This window comes from Paraburkholderia sp. RL17-347-BIC-D, assembly GCF_046027915.1.
GTDB lineage: Bacteria > Pseudomonadota > Gammaproteobacteria > Burkholderiales > Burkholderiaceae > Paraburkholderia.
The window spans coordinates 84,860-105,512 of the sequence record NZ_JARESS010000011.1 but is presented as its reverse complement, the minus strand read 5'-3'; the positions used below and the strand labels follow the sequence as shown (position 1 = coordinate 105,512).

17 protein-coding genes and 1 riboswitch are annotated in these 20,653 nt (G+C 64.5%); of the genes, 7 read left to right on the top strand and 10 right to left on the bottom strand.

The features are described 5' to 3' along the window. Nucleotides 1–25: 25 nt before the first annotated feature. Nucleotides 26–1,111 (top strand): polyamine ABC transporter substrate-binding protein, encoded by a 1,086-nt coding sequence (locus P0D96_RS17170; RefSeq protein ID WP_408314586.1) that lies wholly within the window; start codon nt 26–28, stop codon nt 1,109–1,111. Nucleotides 1,112–1,138: 27 nt separating this feature from the next. Here P0D96_RS17170 and P0D96_RS17165 read toward each other — a convergent pair whose 3' ends face one another. Then, nucleotides 1,139–2,071 (bottom strand): LysR family transcriptional regulator, encoded by a 933-nt coding sequence (locus P0D96_RS17165; protein WP_408314470.1) that lies wholly within the window; start codon nt 2,069–2,071, stop codon nt 1,139–1,141. A gap of 135 nt (nt 2,072–2,206) precedes the next feature. Between P0D96_RS17165 and metE the strand changes: the two genes are divergently transcribed. Next, nucleotides 2,207–4,501, top strand: a complete 2,295-nt coding sequence (gene metE / locus P0D96_RS17160; RefSeq protein WP_408314468.1) for a 5-methyltetrahydropteroyltriglutamate--homocysteine S-methyltransferase — start codon at nt 2,207–2,209, stop codon at nt 4,499–4,501. Between the two features lie 84 nt (nt 4,502–4,585). Here metE and cobM read toward each other — a convergent pair whose 3' ends face one another. Genes cobM through cbiE form a run of 4 tightly spaced genes read right to left on the bottom strand, consistent with a single transcriptional unit; the run spans nt 4,586 to nt 8,598 of the window. Beyond that, nucleotides 4,586–5,311, bottom strand: coding sequence for a precorrin-4 C(11)-methyltransferase (cobM, locus tag P0D96_RS17155; RefSeq protein ID WP_132377327.1), 726 nt, complete (start codon nt 5,309–5,311; stop codon nt 4,586–4,588). Between the two features lie 46 nt (nt 5,312–5,357). Further along, nucleotides 5,358–6,080, bottom strand: coding sequence for a cobalt-precorrin-6A reductase (locus P0D96_RS17150; RefSeq protein WP_408314465.1), 723 nt, complete (start codon nt 6,078–6,080; stop codon nt 5,358–5,360). Next, a complete protein-coding gene (locus tag P0D96_RS17145) occupies nt 6,077–7,174 on the bottom strand; it encodes a cobalt-precorrin-5B (C(1))-methyltransferase (protein WP_408314464.1) in 1,098 nt (365 codons plus the stop codon). The genes P0D96_RS17150 and P0D96_RS17145 overlap by 4 nt, the downstream gene beginning before the upstream one ends. After that, the gene (gene cbiE, locus P0D96_RS17140) at nt 7,174–8,598 is read right to left on the bottom strand and encodes a precorrin-6y C5,15-methyltransferase (decarboxylating) subunit CbiE (RefSeq protein WP_408314462.1); all 1,425 of its coding nucleotides are present in this window, start codon (nt 8,596–8,598) and stop codon (nt 7,174–7,176) included. Before cbiE ends, P0D96_RS17145 begins: the two co-directional genes overlap by 1 nt. Before the next feature lie 84 nt (nt 8,599–8,682). Further along, nucleotides 8,683–8,861, top strand: a riboswitch (cobalamin riboswitch). 84 nt (nt 8,862–8,945) lie between these two features. On the opposite strand from cbiE, the gene cobG reads away from it, so the two are divergent. From cobG to cobJ, 4 genes are read left to right on the top strand one after another with little or no spacing between them, the layout of a single operon-like run. Continuing rightward, the gene (cobG, locus tag P0D96_RS17135; protein ID WP_408314460.1) at nt 8,946–10,415 is read left to right on the top strand and encodes a precorrin-3B synthase; all 1,470 of its coding nucleotides are present in this window, start codon (nt 8,946–8,948) and stop codon (nt 10,413–10,415) included. Beyond that, the gene (locus P0D96_RS17130; RefSeq protein ID WP_408314458.1) at nt 10,408–11,034 is read left to right on the top strand and encodes a precorrin-8X methylmutase; all 627 of its coding nucleotides are present in this window, start codon (nt 10,408–10,410) and stop codon (nt 11,032–11,034) included. The genes cobG and P0D96_RS17130 overlap by 8 nt, the downstream gene beginning before the upstream one ends. Then, nucleotides 11,035–11,766, top strand: a complete 732-nt coding sequence (locus tag P0D96_RS17125; protein WP_168790346.1) for a precorrin-2 C(20)-methyltransferase — start codon at nt 11,035–11,037, stop codon at nt 11,764–11,766. It begins immediately after the preceding gene. Beyond that, nucleotides 11,763–13,466 (top strand): precorrin-3B C(17)-methyltransferase, encoded by a 1,704-nt coding sequence (gene cobJ, locus P0D96_RS17120; protein WP_408314584.1) that lies wholly within the window; start codon nt 11,763–11,765, stop codon nt 13,464–13,466. The genes P0D96_RS17125 and cobJ overlap by 4 nt, the downstream gene beginning before the upstream one ends. Nucleotides 13,467–13,481: 15 nt before the next feature. Here the strand turns inward: cobJ and P0D96_RS17115 are convergent, their stop codons facing one another. The 5 genes from P0D96_RS17115 to P0D96_RS17095 all read right to left on the bottom strand — a co-directional run bounded on the left by P0D96_RS17115 (nt 13,482) and on the right by P0D96_RS17095 (nt 19,097). Then, a complete protein-coding gene (locus P0D96_RS17115) occupies nt 13,482–14,093 on the bottom strand; it encodes a hypothetical protein (RefSeq protein ID WP_408314456.1) in 612 nt (203 codons plus the stop codon). Next, a complete protein-coding gene (locus tag P0D96_RS17110) occupies nt 14,090–14,560 on the bottom strand; it encodes a DUF2778 domain-containing protein (protein WP_408314455.1) in 471 nt (156 codons plus the stop codon). The genes P0D96_RS17115 and P0D96_RS17110 overlap by 4 nt, the downstream gene beginning before the upstream one ends. 30 nt (nt 14,561–14,590) lie before the next feature. Then, complete coding sequence (locus P0D96_RS17105; protein WP_408180973.1) at nt 14,591–15,067, bottom strand: Hcp family type VI secretion system effector; 477 nt, start codon at nt 15,065–15,067, stop codon at nt 14,591–14,593. Nucleotides 15,068–15,300: 233 nt separating this feature from the next. Then, complete coding sequence (locus P0D96_RS17100; RefSeq protein WP_408314452.1) at nt 15,301–17,958, bottom strand: AAA family ATPase; 2,658 nt, start codon at nt 17,956–17,958, stop codon at nt 15,301–15,303. Further along, nucleotides 17,955–19,097: a metallophosphoesterase family protein gene (locus P0D96_RS17095; RefSeq protein WP_408314451.1), complete on the bottom strand. Its 1,143-nt coding sequence runs from the start codon at nt 19,095–19,097 to the stop codon at nt 17,955–17,957. The genes P0D96_RS17100 and P0D96_RS17095 overlap by 4 nt, the downstream gene beginning before the upstream one ends. A 215-nt stretch (nt 19,098–19,312) precedes the next feature. On the opposite strand from P0D96_RS17095, the gene P0D96_RS17090 reads away from it, so the two are divergent. Beyond that, nucleotides 19,313–20,593: a DUF445 domain-containing protein gene (locus P0D96_RS17090; RefSeq protein ID WP_408314450.1), complete on the top strand. Its 1,281-nt coding sequence runs from the start codon at nt 19,313–19,315 to the stop codon at nt 20,591–20,593. Nucleotides 20,594–20,653: the final 60 nt, after the last annotated feature.

Genomic DNA, 20,653 nt, shown 5'->3' with positions numbered 1-20,653 from the left:
ATGACCCACCATGCCCCGCACCACGATGAAACCGCTTCTGGCCGCCTTGCTGCTCGGTGCATTCAGCGCCGCCTCGCACGCCGACGAAAAACAGCTCAACCTGTACAACTGGGCGGACTACATCGCGAAAGACACCGTGCCGAACTTCGAGAAAGAGTCGGGCATTCATGTGCGTTACGACGTGTACGACGGCGACGAAACCCTGCAGGCCAAACTGCTGACCGGATCCACCGGCTATGACGTCGTGGTGCCGACCTCGAACTTTCTCGCGAAGCAGATCGAAGCCGGCATCTATCAGAAGCTCGACAAATCGAAGCTGCCGAATCTGACGAACCTCGACCGCAACCTGCTGAAGCTCGTCGCCGACGCGGACCCCGGCAATCAGTACGCGGTGCCGTGGGCGTGGGGCACAACGGGGCTCGGCTACAACGTCACCCGCGTGAAAAAGATTCTCGGCAGCGAGCTGCCGCTCGATAACTGGGACATCCTGTTCAAGCCCGAGTACCTGAGCAAGCTGAAGAGTTGCGGCGTCTCTGTGCTCGATGCGCCGTCCGATGTGTTCGCGGTCACGCTGCACTATCTCGGCCGCGACCCGAACAGCGAGAATCCCGCCGACTATCAGGCCGCGTACGACGCGCTGAAAAGGATTCGCCCGTATATCACGCAGTTCAACGCGACGAGCTACATCAACGACCTGGCCGGCGACGACGTCTGCTTCGCACTGAGCTGGTCGGGCGATGTTTCGATGGCGAGCCATCGCGCGCGCGAAGCCGGCAAGAGTTACGAGGTCAAGTACTTCATTCCGCAAGGCGGCGCGCCGGTCTGGTTCGACATGATGGCGATCCCGAAAGATGCGCCGCACCCCGAAGCGGCGCTCGACTGGATCAACTATATCGAGCGCCCCGAAGTGCACGCCGACATTACCAACACCGTGTTCTATCCGAACGCGGATGCCGCCGCGCGCAAATTCGTGCGGCCGGAAATTCTCAACGACCCGACCGTGTATCCGCCTGAGCCCGTGCTGAAAACGTTGTTTCTGCTCAAGCCCTTGCCCGCGCAGATCAAGCGTCTGGAAGGCCGCTTGTGGGCGCAGCTGAAATCGGGTTCGTGATGTACCGCTGAAGTAACCGGGCGGCCGTCAGGCCGGCTGGCCTTCCGCCGTTAGCAACTCGATGCCGTCGAGTTGCGCCGCGCAGGTATCGCGCACGATCGTGACGAAATCATCGAAATAAGGCCGGCTCGCGAAGCCTTTCGCGGCCACCGCGTACAGCTCGCTCCACAGTCCCTGTGTGCCCACGCGTTTGGCCAGCACGTAATCGTGGTCGACGTAATTTTTCACGCCCCAGTTCGGCAGCGCCGCGATCCCGCGGCGGCTCGCTACCAGTTGCATGATGGCGATGGTCAGCTCCGCCGTGCGTCGTTCGAGTTTGATACCGGCCGGCTCCAGCACCTGGCGAATCAGATCGATGCGCGCCTCGGGCACCGGATAGGTAATCAACGTCTCGTCGCGCAGATCGTCCGACACCACGCGACGCTTGTTGCGCAGCCGATGCTCGTTGGCCATCACCACCAGGATCTCGAAGCGGAATAGCGGCGCGATATGCAGGCTGCGCCGCGTGGCCGGTTTCGAGCCGATCACCACATCGGCCTTGCCGTCGCTCAGCAAGCGCAACGGGTCAGCGTGGAAGCCGGCGACCAGATCCACTTCGACTTCCGGCCAGCGCCGGCGGAACTCGTCCATCACCGGCATCAGCCAGTCGAAGCAGGTGTGGCATTCCAGCACGATGCGCAACTCGCCGCGCGTGTCGCCCTTCAGACGCACGAGATCGCGCTCCGCCGCACTCACCGCCGCGATCGTCTCGCGGCCGAGCGCCAGCAGCCGCTCGCCGGCGGCGGTAAAGCGCAAGCCCTGTTTGGTGCGCTCGAACAGCGACACCTCGTAGTGCGCCTCGATATCGCGAATCTGATGTGACAGCGCCGACTGGCTCAGATGCACGCGCTCGGCGGCCGCCACCAGCTTGCCCGAATCGGCAATGGCAATCAGCGAACGCAAGTGGCGAAGCTCAAGCATGGGATGGCTCCGCGTTAAACGAATCAGGTTGGATATGAATCTGGCTCATACATTGGTGAAAACATGTCGCTTGATGAATCATAGCGTGACTTTCACACTGGGCGCCAATTCACACAACGTACAACAGGACTTCACATGGCCCGCACGCATATTCCCGGCTTTCCCCGCATCGGCGCGCAGCGCGAACTGAAATTCGCGCAGGAATCGTTCTGGCGCGGCGAATCCGACGAACAGTATCTGCGTGGCGTCGCGCGCGAACTGCGCGCCCGTCATTGGCAATTGCAGCAGGATGCCAGGCTGGATTTCGTCACCGTCGGCGACTTCGCCTACTACGACCAGATGCTCAATCTGAGCGCGCTGCTCGGCGCATTGCCGCAGCGGTTCGGCTTCGATCCGAAGGCGCTGTCGCTCGCGCAGTACTACGAGCTCGCGCGCGGCAACGCCGCGCAACCGGCGATGGAAATGACCAAATGGTTCGACACGAACTACCACTACCTCGTCCCCGAACTGGGCCCGCAGACGAGTTTCGACGGCGGCGTCGAGTGGCTGTTCGAGGAGATCGATGAAGCGCTCGCGCTGAATCTGCCGGTCAAGCCGGTGCTGATCGGGCCGATCACTTACCTGTGGCTGTCGAAGAGCCATGTCGCCGGTTTCGACCGTTTGTCGTTGCTGCCGAAGCTCGTGATCCGCTACAGCCGTCTGCTGGACAAGCTCAAGCAGCGCGGCATCGAATGGGTGCAGTTGGACGAGCCGGCCTTGTGCGTCGATCTGCCCGCTGAATGGCTCGACGCGTTTTCCGCCGCCTATGACGTGCTCGGCACGTCGGGTGTGAAAGTGCTGCTGGCCACGTACTTCGAAAGCGCCGCGGAGCACGCGCCGCGTGTGGCCGCGCTGCCGGTCGCCGGCGTGCATCTCGACCTGGTGCGCGCCCCGCAGCAACTCGACGCGTGGCGCGCGGCCTTGCCCGCGCACGCGGTGTTGTCGGCCGGTGTGATCGATGGCCGCAATATCTGGCGCGCGGATCTCGGCGAGATCGTCGAATCGTTGCAGGCATTGCATGCGGAATTTGGCGAACGGCTGTGGGTTTCGTCGTCGTGCTCGTTGCTGCATGTGCCGGTCTCGCTCGACGCGGAAAAGAAACTCGACGCCGATCTGAAATCCTGGCTCGCCTTCGCCACCGAGAAACTCGACGAAGTCGCCACGCTCGCCCTCGCCTTGCGCGATCCCGCGGCAGCCGAAGCGACGCTCGCCGCCACTGACCGCGCGCTCGAAGCGCGCCGCCACTCCAGCGCGGTGGTCAACGCGTTCGTGCAAAAACGCGTGGCCGCGGTGAGCAGTGCGATGGCCGACCGGCAAAGCCCGTTTGCCGAACGCATTCGTCTGCAGCGCGAAGCGCTCGGTCTGCCGCTCCTGCCGACCACCACGATCGGCTCGTTCCCGCAAACGCCGGCGATCCGCCAGGCGCGTGCCGCTTACAAACGCGGCGAACTGCGCGCGCTCGACTATCTGCAGCGCATGCGCGCCGAGATCGAGATCGCCGTTCGCAAACAGGAAGAGTTAGGTCTCGACGTGCTGGTGCATGGCGAAGCCGAACGCAACGACATGGTCGAATATTTCGGCGAACAGTTGTGGGGCTATGCGTTCACGGAAAACGGCTGGGTGCAGAGCTACGGCTCGCGCTGCGTGAAACCGCCGATCATCTACGGCGATGTCTACCGTCCCGAACCGATGACGGTCGAGACCACGCGTTACGCGCAATCGCTCACGCAGCGTCTGATGAAAGGCATGCTGACCGGCCCGGTGACGATGCTGCAATGGTCGTTCGTGCGTGACGACCAGCCGCGCTCGAGCACCGCACTGCAACTCGCGCTCGCGATCCGCGACGAGGTCGTGGATCTGGAAAAGGCCGGCATTCGCATCATCCAGATCGACGAACCGGCTTTCCGCGAAGGCTTGCCGTTGCGTCGAGCCGATTGGGCCGCCTATCTGGAATGGGCCACGCGTGTGTTCCGCATTTCCGCAGCGGGCGTCGCCGATCAAACGCAGATTCATACGCATATGTGCTATTCGGAGTTCAACGACATACTGCCGTCGATAGCCGCGATGGATGCCGACGTGATCACCATCGAAACCTCGCGCTCGGCGATGGAACTGCTCGACGGCTTCGGCGCCTTCGCGTATCCGAACGAAATCGGCCCGGGTGTCTACGATATCCACTCGCCGCGCGTGCCGGACGCGCAAGCCATGCAACGTCTGCTGGAACGCGCGTGCGAAGTGATTCCGGCCGAACGCCTGTGGGTCAATCCGGATTGCGGGCTGAAGACGCGCGGCTGGCCGGAAACGGAAGCGGCGCTGACGAATATGGTTCGGGCCGCCAAGGCATTGCGTGCGAAGCTGGCGGCGAGGCAGCCGGATGCATTGACGGCTTAAGAGGATCAGCCGTTGATCTGGCGTTGGTCGCCCATCCGTGCGTTGTTTCGTGTCGCGCGGATGGGTTTTTTCACGTAGACAGGTTCAGTCTTTCGCGTACAGCGTCGAGTCCGCGAAGCCTTCCGCGGCGAGCACCTGTCCGACCAGAATCAACGCGGTCCGCTCGATGGATGTCGACTGCACCTTGCTGACGATGTCGTCGAGCGTGCCGGTGATCTTCTCCTCGTCCGGCCAGCTCGCGCGATAGATCACCGCGATCGGACATGCGCCGCCGTAATGCGGCCGCAATTCGTCGACGATGCGTGCAAGGTGCCGCACGCCGAGGTGAATCGCCATCGTCGCGCGATGGCGGGCGAGGTCGGCCAGTTGTTCGCCTTCGGGCATGCTGGTTTTGCTTGCGAAGCGCGTGAGGATCAGCGTCTGCGAAACGTCGGGCAGCGTGAGTTCGCAACCGAGCGCCGCCGCGCTTGCCGCCGTAGCGGTGACACCCGGCACGATCTCGTAGGGAATCTTCAGTTCGCGCAGTCTGCGGATCTGTTCGCCGATCGCGCCGTACAAGGACGGATCGCCGGAATGCACGCGCGCCACATCCTGGCCTTTGGCATGCGCGGCCGCGAGCAACGCGATGATCTGATCGAGGTCGAGCTCGGCGGTGTTGACGACCTGCTGCGCCGCGTGACCTTCGAGCACCGCGGCCGGCACGAGCGAACCCGCGTACAGGATCACCGGACAGCTGCGCACGAGGCGCTGCCCTTTTACCGTGATCAGTTCCGGGTCGCCGGGACCCGCACCGATAAAAAACACCGTCATTCACTACTCCATGATTCGTTGAGGCCGCATGGCATGCATGCACGATTCAGGCTGCGGCTTGCAGCGCGTCGAGCAGACCTGAAACGCTTTCGAATTCCCGCTCCGCCGCCGGTAACTCGGGACGGCGCAGCATCACGACTGGCAAACCGCGTTCACGCGCGACTTCGAGTTTCGCCTCGGTTGCGTTGCCGCCGCTGTTTTTACTGACGACCACGTCGAATGCTTGCAGCGCGAACAACGCGCGCTCGCCTTCGGGCGTGAACGGACCGCGCGCCGCGAGTATCCGCGCACGCGGCGTGTCTGCGTGTGCTTCGAGACAACGCACGATCCAGAACTGATGCGGGGGAATCTCGTCGAGATGCGCGAGCGGCTCGCGGCCGAGCGTGAAGAGCGGCTTTCTGAACGGCGCGAGCGCATCCGTGAGCTCGTTCCAGTTGCCGACCATGCGCCAGTCGTCGCCGGCTTGCGGCTGCCAGGCCGGGCGGCGTAGCGCCCAATATGGCACGCGCATGGCGCGGCTCGCCTGCGCCGCATTTGCGCTAATTTGCGCGGCATAGGGATGTGTCGCGTCGATCACGAGACCAATGCCTTCGCTTTCGATGTAGCGTGCCATGCCTTCGCTGCCGCCGAAGCCGCCCACGCGCACCGTGCACGCCAGATCGTCCGGCACCTTGCCGAGGCCGGCGAGACTATACACGTGCTCAGCGCCGAGTTGCCGCGCGATCCGCAGCGCGTCGCCGGTACCGCCGAGTAGCAGAATCCGCTTCATTGCGCGGCTCCGATCAGCTTGCCCTGGCGATCGATCGCGAACATTTCGACGTTGACCTGCGGCGGCACGATCTCGCGCGCCACCGCCAGCGCATGCCGGCAGACGATATCGCCGAGCGGCACCTGCTGCGCGCGCGCCAGCGCAACCGCCTGCTGACTTGTGTTGGCCGCACGGATCGCAGCCTGAAGCGCGTCGTCGGCACCCTGTTCGGCGGCCCATTGCGCGAGCCGTTCGAGGTCGATGCTCGAATTGCGGCTATGCAGGTCGAGATGCCCCGCCGCCAGCTTGCTGAGCTTGCCGAAGCCGCCGCACACGCTCAGGCGCTCGACGGGCGCGCGCTTCATATGCTTGAGCACCGCGCCGACGAAGTCGCCCATTTCGATCAATGCGATATCCGGCAGGCCGTAATGCGCGCGCATTGCGTCCTCGCTCGCGTTGCCGGTGCAGGCGGCGAGATGCGTGTAGCCGTTCGCGCGCGCGACGTCGATGCCCTGATGGATCGACGCGATATACGCCGAGCACGAGAAGGGCCGCACGATACCGGTGGTGCCGAGGATCGACAACCCGCCGAGAATGCCGAGGCGCGGGTTCATCGTTTTCAGCGCGAGCGCTTCGCCGCCTTCCACGCCGATCGTCACTTCGAAGCCGCCGCCATACGCATGCTCCGCTGCGAGTTCGGCGAGATGCTCGGTCATCATTCTGCGCGGCACCGGGTTGATGGCGGGTTCGCCGACCGGCAGCGTCAATCCCGCGCGCGTCACCGTGCCGACGCCCGGCCCCGCGCGAAATATCACGCCCGGTTCGGCGACGAGGCGCACGCGAGCGAAGACGACCGCGCCGTGCGTGACGTCGGGATCGTCGCCGGCGTCCTTGACGGTGCCGGCTTCGGCGCCGCCGCTGCCGTTGTCGATCAGGCGGCAGAACACCAGCGGCATTGGCACATGCTGGCCCTTCGGCAACACGATCTCGGCGACCTCGCTGACGACACCCGCGAGCAACAGACGCGCCGCCGCCAGCGACGTCGCGGTGGCGCAACTGCCGGTCGTGTAGCCGCTACGCAGCGGCGCGGGGTGTTCGGGCGTTTCTTCGCGCATCAGGGTTTTTGCGGTAAGTCGGTGTTGGTGGTGCTTGTGCCTTTCGTAGCTTTCGCTTCGTTCGTGACACTCGTGGAGCTCACGGCGTTCGTGGCACTCTTGGCGTTCGCGTCGTTCTTGGCGTTCGTGCCGGTCTTAACGTTGGTAGCGTTCGTGAAACTCTCGGCAGTCGCGGCGTCAATCGCGTTAGCGGTTCCAGCGGCGTTCACGTCCCCGCCCCCGACCGGCTTCGTCGCCTCCAACAGCGTAATCGGCAACGCCTGCCGCCACGTATCGAAACCGCCGAGCGGTTGCGCATCCGCCAACGCGATCCGCGTCAACGTCCCGCCATGCCGCTCGCGCCATGCCGCCAACGCCGCCTCGCCTTGCAACGTGACCGCATTGGCGACCAACCGGCCGCCTTCGCGCAGACTGGCCCAGCAAGCCTCCAGCACGCCCGGCGCCGTCACGCCGCCGCCGATGAACACGGCGTCCGGCACCGGCAACCCCTGCAGCGCTTCAGGTGCGCGGCCCGCCACGAGTTGCAGGCCCGGCACACCCAGCGCATCGCGATTGTGTTCGATAAAGCGTTGCCGCTCCGCGTGTCCTTCAATCGCGATCGCGCGGCAGGTGGCATGCGCGCGCATCCATTCGATGCCGATCGAGCCGCTGCCCGCGCCCACGTCCCACAGCAATTCGCCCGGCGTCGGCGCGAGGCGCGCGAGCGTGATCGCGCGCACGTCACGCTTGGTCAACTGGCCGTCGTGGCGAAAGGCGTCGTCGGGCAAACCGCAGGTCAGCGGCAGACGCGGCGCGCCTTCAGTGGCACGGCAGTCGAGCGCGATCAGGTTCAGCGCGGCCACCTCGCCCGCGGACCACTGATCCGCGCGGCCGTCGATGCGCCGTTCCAACTCGCCGCCCAGGTGTTCCAGCACGCTCATGCGTGTCGCCCCGAAACCGCGTGCATTCAGTAGTTCTGCGAGCGCCGCGGGCGTGCGGCCGTCCGCGCTCAGCACGAACACGCGCGCGCCGTCGTGCAGATGCGCGTTCAGCGTGGACAACGGCCGGCCCACCAGCGACACCGTCGCGATGTCCTGCAACGGCCAGCCGAGGCGCGCGGCCGCGAGCGACAACGACGAGGGCGCGGGCAGCACCCGCAACTCCCCCGCCGGCAATTGCCGCGCGAGCGTCGCGCCGACGCCGAACAGCATCGGGTCGCCGCTCGCCAGCACGCACACGGCGCCACCGCGCTCGGCGAGCAGCGGTGCGAGATCGAACGGACGCGGCCACGCGGCACGGCGCGCAGTGAGGCGCGCGGGCAGCATCGCCAGATGGCGTTCGCCGCCGTACACCACTGATGCTTCCAGCAAAGCACGCCGCGCGGGCCTTCCCAAACCGGCGAAGCCGTCGTCGCCTATGCCCACCACCGTCAGCCACGCCGGCATGCATCCATCCTCGTTCTGTGTCTTCAAATAATGCGCTGTGCCACGCCGATCAAAGCGTCCAGCCTCGTTGTGCTGTTCGAAAAAAGGCATAATACAGCCGCCGGTGCCCTTCGGGGCCGAAGAGGGAACACAGTGCCGCTGTGGCTGCCCCCGCAACTGTATGCAGCGAGTCCGCCTGCGCTCCACGCCACTGGTTCGACCGGGAAGGCCGCGGCGGACCACGACCTGCCAGCCAGGAGACCTGCCGGCGAGACTGTTCGTGCCAGCCAACATCGGGCGGGGTGTACCGATGCCGTAGCAATGCCCGCCTCGCGGCTTGCTCGGGCCGTCGCGCGACGCTAAACCCGGTGTCCGTCTTGAATCAAGCTTCGCCTTTCACCGTTTTATCCGACGCGGCTCTCACGCTGCGGCCCTCGGCGTGTCCGGGGCTGCTGCGCATCGTCGCCGCGCGCGACGGCGGGATTTGCCGGATCAAGTTGCCCGGCGGTGAATTGAGCGCGGCGCAGGCTCGGGCGGTCGCGCAGGCCAGCGCACGGTACGCGGCCGGGGTGATCGAGCTGACCAATCGGGCGAATGTGCAGGTGCGTGGGGTGAAGCGCGGTGACGAGGCGGCGTTGATTGCGGCTTTGGTCGATGCGGGTCTCGGGCCGATGCCGGCGACCGGCGCGGGGAACGCTGCGGACGCACTCGCCGCAGCCGCAGCCGACGACGTGCGCAACGTAATGATCAGCCCCGCTGCCGGACGCGATCCGTTCGCCCTGTTCGACACGCGCCCGCTAAGCGCCGAGTTGCTCACGATGCTGCAAAGCGAAGCGCGTTTCGCGGCGCTATCGCCGAAATTCGCGCTGCTGCTGGACGGCGGCGAGCGGCTCGCGAGAGTGGATCATCCGCACGATGTGTGGCTGGCGGCATCGCAAGAGGCGGATGGCGTGCGGTTCGTGTTCGGGTTGGCGGGTTGTCCGCCTGTTAGCGAGTCTGCTGGCTTTTTAGCACACAGCGAGCGCATCGCGCCGGACAAGCCCCGCGCAGACGGCACAGGCGCATTAGCCGCGATACTTCCTTCGCAAGTCACCGCACTAGTCCGCGCGCTGCTCCTCACATTCCTCGACCTCGCTTCCGCCGACGCCACGCGCATGCGCCATCTGCTAGCCGCGCATTCCGTCAATGCTGTACTGCGTCACGCTCAGCGATATCTCGACTTCCCACTGACGCAAAACGCGAAGCTGGCCAAGTGGCATCGCGTTGCACCGGCCGACGCCAGCCTCCGCCTCGGCGCCCACGCTCAACGCGTGGCCGAAACCTGGCACGTCGGCGGCCAGCCGTCGCTCGGACGCCTCGACGCCGACACCCTTAACGGCCTCGCGACACTTTCGCAACAGCACGGCAACGGCACGCTTCGCCTAACACCCTGGCAAAGCGTGCTGCTACCCGACATCGCCACGCACGCCGTCCCGACAGTGCTGTCCGGTCTGAACACGCTCGGTCTCGCCTGCGATTCCGCGCAAGCCATCACGCGCCTGATCGCGTGCGCCGGATCGAGCGGCTGCGTGAAGGGCCTCGCCGACACCAAGTCCGACGCGCTGCGCCTCGCGGCCCGCCTGCCTGCGGACGTCGACGTGCATCTGAGCGGCTGCTCGCGCTCGTGCGCCGCCGCGCATTGCGCACCGTACACGCTGCTCGGAGCCGCGCCCGGCCTCTATGACCTTTATCGACGCGACGGCCAGCCCGGTTTCGGCCAGTGCGTCGCGCGCCAACTGACGATCGGCCAGGCCGCCGACATGCTCGAACGCCTCGCCCGGAGTGACACCGATGCTTGATTACATTCGCGACGGTCAGGAGATCTATCGCCAATCCTTCGCGACGATTCGCGCGGAGGCCGACTTGTCGCGCATTCCCGCCGACCTCGAGAAACTCGCGGTGCGCGTGATCCACGCGTGCGGCATGGTCGACGTGATCGACGATCTGCAATCGTCCGCAGGCGCGGGCGCAGCGGGCCGCGCGGCGCTCGCGCAAGGCGCGCCGATCCTGTGCGATGCCGGCATGGTCGCGCAAGGCATCACGCGTGCGCGGCTGCCGGCGCACAACGAAGTCATCTGTACGCTCGCGCATCCGGACGTGCCGTCGCTCGCACGCGAACTCGGCAATACACGCTCGGCGGCGGCGCTCGAATTGTGGCGGCCACATCTGGCGGGCAGCGTCGTGGTGATCGGCAATGCGCCGACCGCCCTCTTTCATCTGCTCGATATGCTCGACGCCGGTGCGCCCAAACCCGCGCTGATTCTCGGCTTTCCAGTGGGTTTTGTCGGCGCGGCCGAATCCAAAGCCATGCTCGCGGACGACAGCCGCGGCGTGCCCTACGTGGTGGTGCATGGCCGGCGCGGCGGCAGCGCGATGGCGGCAGCCGCGGTGAACGCGCTGGCCACGGAGGTCGAATAAATGACGGCGCAAGGACGTTTGTTCGGACTCGGCGTCGGCCCCGGCGACCCGGAACTCATCACACTGAAAGCGCTGCGTTTGCTGAAGGCGTCGCCGGTGGTCGCGTACTTCGTCGCCAAGGGCAAGAAAGGCAACGCGTTCAGCATCATCGAGGCGCATTTGCACGACGCGCAACAGCATCTGCCGCTGGTGTATCCCGTCACGACGGAGGCGCTCGAACCGCCGCTTTCGTATGAAGCGATCATCGCCGACTTCTACGACACCGCCGCGGAAGTCGTCGCCGCTCACCTCGATGCGGGCCGCGACGTCGCGGTGATCTGCGAGGGCGATCCGTTCTTCTACGGCTCGTACATGTATCTGCACGATCGCCTTGCGGCGCGCTACGAAAGCGAAGTGGTGCCCGGCGTCTGCTCGATGCTCGGCGGCGCCGCCGTGCTCGGCGCGCCGCTGGTGTATCGCAATCAGAGCCTGTCGGTACTCTCGGGCGTGTTGCCGGAAGACGAACTGCGCCGGCGTCTCGCCGACGCCGACGCCGCCGTCGTGATGAAACTCGGCCGCAACTTCGACAAGGTGCGGCGCGTGCTCGGCGAACTCGGTCTCGCGGACCGCGCGCTCTACGTCGAACGCGCGACGATGGGCAATCAACGCATCGTGCCGCTCGCCGAAGTGGATCCGATGGCGTCGCCGTATTTCTCGCTGCTCGTGGTGCCGGGGGAAAAATGGCAAGGATGAGCGCGCCCGCGATCGTGATTCTCGGCACGGGCGCGTTGGCGACGGCGCGGCGCATTCAGGCGTTGTATGCCGGCAGCCAGGTGCATGCGTTGCAAGGACGCGTCGAAGCGGACGTGTCGTATAACGAACTCGGCGCGCATCTGCGGGAACTGTATGCGCGCGGCACGCCGATCGTCGCGTTGTGCGCGACAGGGATCGTGATTCGTTGCCTCGCGCCATCGTTGTCGAACAAGGGCGTCGAGCCGCCGGTGCTGGCCGTTGCCGAAGACGGCAGCGCGGTCGTGCCGCTGCTCGGCGGCCTCGCCGGCGTCAACCTGATGGCGCGCGAAATTGCCGCGATGCTGGCCGTGCCGGCCGCCATCACGACGAGTGGCGAATTGCGTTTCGGCACCTGCCTGCTCAATCCGCCCGACGGCTATACGCTCGCCGACATCGGCCAAGGCAAGCGCTTCGTGTCGGACCTGCTGGCCGGCGAAAGCACGCGCATCGAAGGCGAAGCGCCGTGGCTCGACGACGCGCAACTACCCCGCTCCGCCTCGGCGCGTCTTGCGATTCGCGTGACGCCGCGAGCATGGGACGGACGCGAGGATGAACTGGTGATTCATCCACGCAGCGTGGTCGCGGCGGTGACGGGCGTGGATGGCGGCATCGTGGCGCGCGTGCGCGAGGCACTGGACTCGCATGGTCTCGCGCCGCTGTCGCTCGCGGCCTTGCTGGCACCGTCTGATCGCATGGCGGACCCGGCACTTGCCGAAGCCGCGGCGAACCTGGACGTGCCGTTGCGTTTCGCGCTGGCACGCCCCGAAGATGGCGAGCCGCCTGCCAACCTGCTGCACGCCGCGCTGCGCATTCCCTACGAGACGTTGCACAACGATGCAGTTGCAGGCGTCGCGCTGGCGTTGGCGCCGCTCGCCATCGATGCGGACACGATCGGCCGCAAGCGTGGCCGCCTGAGCGTGATCGGTCTCGGGCCCGGCAGCGCCGATCTGATGGTGCCGGCCGCTCGCACGGCGCTCAACGTTGCCACCGATATTCTCGGCTACGACACCTACGTAAAGATGGCCGGCCCGTTGCGCGCCGACCAGCGCGTTCACGGCACGGACAATCGCGAGGAAATGCAACGCGCGCGGCATGCGTTCGAACTGGCGAGCGAGGGACGCGCGGTGGTCATGGTGTCCTCGGGCGATCCGGGGGTGTTCGCGATGGCGGCGGCGGCACTCGAAGCGCTGGAGTCGTCGGATAACGCGGATTGGGCGGCGGTCGAACTAAAGATCGTGCCTGGTGTATCGGCGGCGATGGCAACGGCGGCGCAAGCAGGTGCGCCGTTGGGTCACGACTTCTGCATGCTGTCGCTGTCCGACAATCTGAAGCCTTGGACGATTATCGAAAAGCGTCTGAGGCATGCCGCCGAAGCGGATCTGGTGATGGCGTTCTATAACCCGATTTCGCGCGCACGGCCATGGCAACTGGATAAAGCGCTGGACATCGTACGGGAGTATCGTGCGGCGCAAACTCAGGTTGTGCTGGGCCGAGACATCGGTCGACCCGGCAGCACGCTGAGGACGATCACGCTAGGCGAACTGCGCTCGTCCGATGTGGATATGCGCACGATGGTGATCGTGGGGTCGTCGACGACGCGGCGGTTTGGCAACGTGGCAGAAGGTCGTGAGTGGGTTTATACGCCTCGGTGGTATGAGTGAGTGGGCAGGCGGTGGTTATGGTGTTTTTCTGTGTATGAACCGGCGTATCGCGAGGCAGCAGACGAGCACAGGTGTGCCGATAAGTAGCGTAGCCACGGCCCAATAAAGGTTCATGACATACGACAACATATCGCCCTCGTTATCTGCCTTACTGCCTTCGCCCGTGACTGACAGCCAGAGTCTGACTATCGCACTGACAGATGACGGGACATGCAACGGGTATGTTGTGTACGGACTCGACAGGTACCATCCAAGATCACTAATGGCGAGAAGTGCAAGTAAAGATGCAATGAGGGTTACGGAAAAAGGCATCCTGGGAGTCTTCTTGCCACTCTTTCTTGCAACGAGATAGCGAGGCAGCCATCCTTTGAATTTCGCCAGAGCTAAAGCAATCAATAACGTAGAAACTAGCCAGTAGAGCAGCCACGCAAGCACGTTGATGTCATCAGGATTTGCCAGATATTCCGTGTTCGTGCAGCGTAGCCAGAATAGGAAAAATGCTTCCTCGCTGCTGGACATTTCGACCGGAAGTATGTCGAGAAGATGCACTGCGTACCAACCAGCAATCCCCGATATCACGGTCAAAACGGTGTAAATCGAAAGACGGATTGCGAATCGTTTTTTCATTTCACGTCGATCGTTCCGTAAGCTCGTAAAGCTGTGCCTGGCACTGGCACAGTCTGTCCCCTCGAACGAATGAATTTCTGAAGTCGATCGAATTCCTGAGGGTTCACGACGGTGATACATCCGTGACTCAACCTCAAGTGCCCCATTGGATGCAGTCGGAAGTTACCGCGCTTGATGCCATTGATATTGGTCGTGTCTCCCGTTGCTGGATTCCAGAGCGTGAACCACTTTCGACGGTCGGTAGTGACGGAGTCGGTCGCATACAACCAATCGTACAGAAAACCCATTAAGCCCCCTGACTGACGATCAACGAGAAAGTAGGTTCCCTTCGGAATCGGTCCAACGTTTTCTATCGCAGTATCAGCTGGGTTATCCCGGCCGTGACCGGTTCCCGAGAAGGCAGCAACGGGGATGCTTCCCTCGCACAAAAGGACCGAATCCGTCTGCCCATAAGAACAAAAGTACATTTAACCGGCATCTCCTCTTCCCCCGCCCGGTCAGTTCGTAGTGTTGTTCTTGATATACAGCGTCGCGGTCACCGCACCGCCGCTTCCTCCCTGGGCGTTTTGCACGAAGTACTCATGCTTCATCGTAGAAAAAGACAGATGAACATCTTCGTGGCATTCGTCGCCGCCGCCGATCGGCTCGACCTGGGTAATGACCACGTCGTACATCGTGATCATCAGGTATTCGAACGGCACTCCCCCGGCCTTGCGCACGGTCAGTTTCACCTGGTCAATATGCTTGCCGGTGAAGCAATATCTGGCTAGATTCGGACTCGCGCGGTCCAGCTTGTGCGTGAACTCCAGATCTGAAACGGTGGCCTTGCCCGCGCCACCGCCGGAGCCCGACATCATGGTTGCATCCTGTGAAACCTTCCAGCGCCAACCGATTACGTCGATTTCGTTCAGATGCGAGGCGTCCTGCGATTCGCCGTCGCAGCCGTTAATCTTGATGAACGTGTCTTGAGCCATTGACCACCCCCGTGACATTTGCGACTGTTCAGACGGTCGTCACGCGGACAGGCATAAGCATTCGACACAAGCAGATTTGACTACTGTTGGCAAAAGGCGCAGACCGCAGCGAAGACTCGAATCAGTAGTGTCGGGGGAAATGACAACTGACGGAGATGCGATCTTTCTGCAAATGTGCGTGGATTTACGTAAATTCATCGGCCGCATGCCACGATTCATGCGGTCTGGCCTGTTCATCCCGACACCGTGCTCGCCTGGCCCGGCGCCCAAGCAGCCACCTTTAAATCCTCAATCGACCGCTGCCTCACGCCGAGATCGTCCCACAGCTCCGGGTGGCACGTGAACACAAGAATCTGATGCCGCGTGGCCGCGTCGATCAGCGCGCGCTTGATCGCATCGCGCCGCGCGGCATCGGTATGCACGGCGGCATCGTCGAGCATGAGCAAGGTCGGCCGGCCCGACGCCTTCAGCAGATCCGCATACGCGAGCCGCGTCAGAATGCCGAGTTGTTCGCGCGTGCCGAAGCTCAGCGCATCGAGCGTGTCCGCGCGGCCGAAACGGTCCAGCGTGGCGGGACTCAGATCGTCGCCGAGCGCGATCGTCGACTGCGGAAAAATCCGCTTCAGATAATGCCCCAGCCGTTCGGTCAACGGCGCGCGCAATTGCGCCACCGCGGCATCGCGTTCGTCGACCAGCACTTCGTCGAGCAGACTCAGCGCGCTCGCGCGCAAGCCAAGTTCGTCCTTGCGCCGCGTGGCCTGCTCCACCTTGGCCTCGACCGCCGCCAGACGCTCGCCGAGACCGGACGCGCCGACCGTCTCCAGTTGACTGCGCAATCCCGCGATCTTCACTTGCCGATCGTTCTGCTCGCCGCGCGCAAGTTCCGCCGACGCGCGATAGCGCTTCGCCTCGGCCGCCGGATCGTCGAGGCGCGCCGCTTCCAGCTCGCGCTCGCGCCCTTCGCGCTGCTTGCGCAATGCCTCGACCTGCACGCGTTGCTCGACGATTTTCGTCTGCCACTGCGCGCGATTGCGGCGGAACGCTTCGTCGTTCAACTGCGCTTCCTTGCGCTGCAACTGAGCCGCGAGTGATTCCTCATTCGCCATGCCGGTCGATTTTTTATCGGCCGCCTGGATCAGCACTTTGCGCGCGGCCTCCAACGCGTCGCGCGCGATCTCGGCGTTGCGGCGCGCTTCGTCGAGCGGCGGCGCAGCCGACACGTCGGGCAGACCCGCGAGCCGCTCGTTGGCGGCCTGCATGCGCGCCGCGGCCGTTGCCGACGCCGCGCGCAACACCTCGATGCCTTGCGGCGCGTGCACGTCGAGAATCTTCGCCTGGCTTTTCTGCTGCGCGACCGCAGCCTTCCAACGCTCGTGCCTCGACTCGCCCTCGGCGAGCGAGGCGACGCCGAGCGCCTGCAACAACTGCGCATGCTGGGCTTCGAGCGACGCGAGTTCGGACAAGCGCGCCGGCAGATCGGAGACGCCCGGAATCACCTGCAAGTCGCCTAACGTGCCGAGACTGATCCGCTTCTCCTCGTCCAGACGCAGCACGCCTGCGCCGCTCAGCGGCTCATCGTTGACCGTGATCGCGCCGTTCAAGCGGTATTCGATGCGCGTCATGGCGGCTTCGGTGCGGGCGCGCAGCACGCTCAACTCGCTGCCGAGCGAGGCAAGCCGCTTCAGTTTCGCCTCGTCGATTTCGAGCGTGGCCGCCTCGCGCGCGGCTTCGAGCACGGCGTCGTTCGCTTTGCTGGCGGCGGCGATCGATGCTTCGAGCCGCTCGCTCTCAGCGCGATAGAGTCCGATCTGGCTACGCAGATCGGCTGCGGTCACTGCCGCGTTGGCCAGTTCGAGCGCGCGGTTGGCATCGGCGAAAGCCTGCTCGAATTGCGTCACGCTGGAGACTGCTTGCCCGTGCTCGGCCTGGACCGCCGCCACGCTCGCCCGCAGTGCGTCGAGTTGCTGGCGCTCGCGCGCGACGGCCGCTTCCAGTTCGAGCGCGTTCTGCTCCTGTTGCAACGGCAGCGCCAGTTCGGCTTCGCTCGCCTTCAGCGACTGCTCAAGTCCTCGCAGGCTGCCCGCGAGTTGCACGACGGCGTCGGCGCGTAGCTGCGCCTGCAAGGCCTTCTGCTCGTGAAGCTCCCACGGACGCTTGCGCTGGGTATCGTCGAAAGCTTGCTGCTGCGCGGCGAGACTCGCAATGTTCGCCTCGAACTGTTGACGCTGCTGTTCAAGATCCCCACGCTCTTCGATCAACCTGGCCAGCGTCTGCTCCGCCTCCGCCAGCGGCCCAGTCGGCTTCTGCGTACGCGCGGTGAGCAGTTGCCGAAGCTCACGCTGCACGGCGGCGATCAGCGCATCTTCGCCCGCCGATTCGCGGCTGCCCGAGAGTTGCGACAGCGCATCGCGCAGATACTGCGCCGCGTGACCGGTGGAATCGCGCATCTCCTGCGTGCTGCCTTGCTGCACCCACAACAAACCGGGAACGCCCGCGTTCTCGGCCTTCAACGGCCCACGCGCGGCGCGTGAAAAACCGAGCAAGGCCGCGAGCCTGTCTTCGGCTTCATCTTCGCCGAACGCGCTCTGGCCGATCTTCAACTCGCAGCGCTGCCGCGTGACGAACTGCTTCGACAATCGGCACGCCGTGCCGTCCAGATCGAAACTCACTTCGACCGACGGCTGTCCGCTCGCCTTGCCCCACGGCAACAGGTCTTTCAGATGCGAGGCCTTGTAGCGCTCCAGAAACACGGCGCGTACGGCTTCGGCAATGGTGCTCTTGCCGGCCTCGTTCGGACCGACAAAGAGATTCAAACCAGGCTGCAGATCGTCGATGACGAGCTTGCCGGTGAACTGCTTGAATTCCTGAATCGCAATACTTTGCAGCTTCATGCGGACCTCGCTTCGCGCGGCAATTCACGTTGAAAACGCGCCAGAAGCAGCAATGCCTCGGCCGCGCGCTTGACCTCTTGCGGGTCGGACTGTGGGTCTTCCTGCAAGCCACGCAGACGCGCCACCACCTTAGCGAGGTAGCCGCTTTGCGCGCCGAGTTCGGCGAGGTCGTCGTCGGTGGGCAGCACTTGCAGGCCACTCAGGTCGACGCGCAAGGCCCGCACGCGGGCTCGCGCTTCTTCCACCGCGACGTGAAGCGCTTCGGCGTCGGCCAGCGCGGCCGTGCCTTCGACCGTCACGCGCAGCACGTCATGGCTGCCCAGCGTGGCGAGGCGCGCCTTCAGCGTATCCACATCGGTCGGCACGGCGATGGTTTCGTCCCAGCGATGCCATTGATATTGACCGACCCGCACCGGCTCGACCACCGGCGACGCGCCCGGCTCGTTCAGCGTGACGTCGAGCATGAAACCGGGATCGTTGCCGCGGAAGCGGTCCTGTTCGTGCGTGCCGGCATACCAGATGCGCTCATCGACACGCAGATGGCCGTGCCAGTCGCCGAGCGCCAGATAGTCCAGACGCGCACTCGCGGCACGCGACGGCGCGAGCGGATTCGACGAGTCGATGCCTTCCTGCAGAATCCCGCTCACGCTGCCGTGCGCGAGCCCGATGCGGTGATAGCCCGGCGGCGTCTCCGTCGTATCGAAGAAACCGGTGGTGTCGTCATACGTGATGCGTTGCGTGAGCGGCGCACATAGCAACGCGCAGCGGCACTCGTCCAGCAGCACCACGCCGGGTTCGAGCACCAGGCGCACATTCGGCGCGACGCAGTTCAGGCGCTGCGCGCGGGTCCACACGCTCTCGACGAGCGCGGCGTCGTGATTACCCGGCAGCATGATCCACGGCCCGGTGAAGGCTTGCAGCGCGCCGAACAGACGGCGGATCACCGTGTCCGAGACCGTTTGCAGATCGAATACGTCGCCGGCCACGAGCACCGCATCCACCTTGCGCGCGGCGGCTTCTCCGGCTATCCGGCGCACGGTCTCGAAGCGCGCCTCGGCAAGATGCGCCGCTTCGTCCGGCTCGAACTGGCCGAATTGCGTGCCGATCTGCCAGTCCGCGGTGTGCAGAAACCTGATCACTGTGCCTCCCTTCCATTCAATTGCAATCTGCCTCGCCGGGCAAGGCGGCGCAGTCTAACCGCAGATGTTACCGTGCCCACGCGGCAAAGCTAGTCCTTGACGGCCAGCGCGCCTGACCCGTGTGCTGACGAGCGGCGCTACACTCGCGTTTCCGGACGCGCGAGCCAAGCGCTCCACATTATTTCAATCGACCTCGACCCGCTGCCCTGCCGCCGATGAACAAAGCAATCGAACTGAAGAAGGCCAAGCGCACGCCGTTACTGCTGTTGCTCGCCGCCGCCTGCGTTTTCGTGGTGACCGCGTTCATGCCGCGCGGCATCTGGGTGGACGGCATCAAGGCGATCGCCGAGGCCGCGATGGTGGGCGCACTCGCCGACTGGTTCGCGGTGGTCGCCCTGTTTCGCCGCGTGCCGATCCCGATCGTCTCCGCGCACACCGCGATCATTCCGAGGAACAAGCACAAGATCGCCGACAACCTCGCGGTGTTCGTGCAGGACAAGTTTCTGGATGTGCCTTCGCTAGTCGGCCTGATCCAGAAGCACGATCCGGCGCGCAGCATCACCGGCTGGCTGACGCAGCCGGCCAACACCGCGCGTTTGGGCGACTACGTCGTCAAGCTCACCAGCGGCATTCTGGAATTGACCGACGACGTGCGTATCCAGGTCTTCATCAAGGACGCGCTGCGCGACGTGCTGGCCAAGGTGGATCTGTCGCAATCGATGGGCGCGATTCTCGACACGCTCACCAAAGACGGCCGTCATCAGGAACTGCTCGACGCCGGCATCGAACAGGTGGTGGCGCTGCTGCGCGAACCGCATGCGCGCGAGTTCATCGCCGAACGGATCGTCGACTGGGTGAAAAGCGAGTACCCAACGATCGAAAAGATTCTGCCTTCGGCGTGGCTCGGCGAGAAAGGCGCCGAAGCCATCGCCAAGGCGGTGAACCGCATGCTCGAACAGATCAGCGAGAACCCCACGCATCAGTTGCGCCAGAAGTTCGACGACGCCGCGCACAAGCTGATCGTCAAGCTCAAAACCGATCCCGCGTTCCTGCAAAAAGGCGAGGAGCTGAAACGCTATCTGGTGGAAGGCGACGCGCTCAGTTCGTATGTGAAAGACATGTGGGGCGAATTGCGCGCGTGGCTCAAGCGCGATCTGCAAAGCAGCGACTCGGCGCTGCATGCGCGCGTGGTGGCGATGGGCCAATGGGTCGGCCGCGAACTCGCGCACGATCCGGCGTTGCGCCAGTCGCTCAATGACCACCTTGAGGAAGCCGCACGCGCGATGGCGCCGGACTTCGCGCAGTTCCTGACGCGCCATATCAGCGACACCGTCAAGAACTGGGACTCGCACGAGATGTCACGGCAGATCGAACTGAACATTGGTAAGGATCTGCAATACATCCGCATCAACGGGACGATTGTCGGCGGCTTTATCGGCCTGCTGCTGTATGCGAGCTCGCAATTGCTCGGCTTGCTGCGTCTGCACATGGGCTGAGCAATAGGCCGTCCTGCGTCAAAGCGCCTACAATCCGGGCATATGAATTGCTCATGCGTA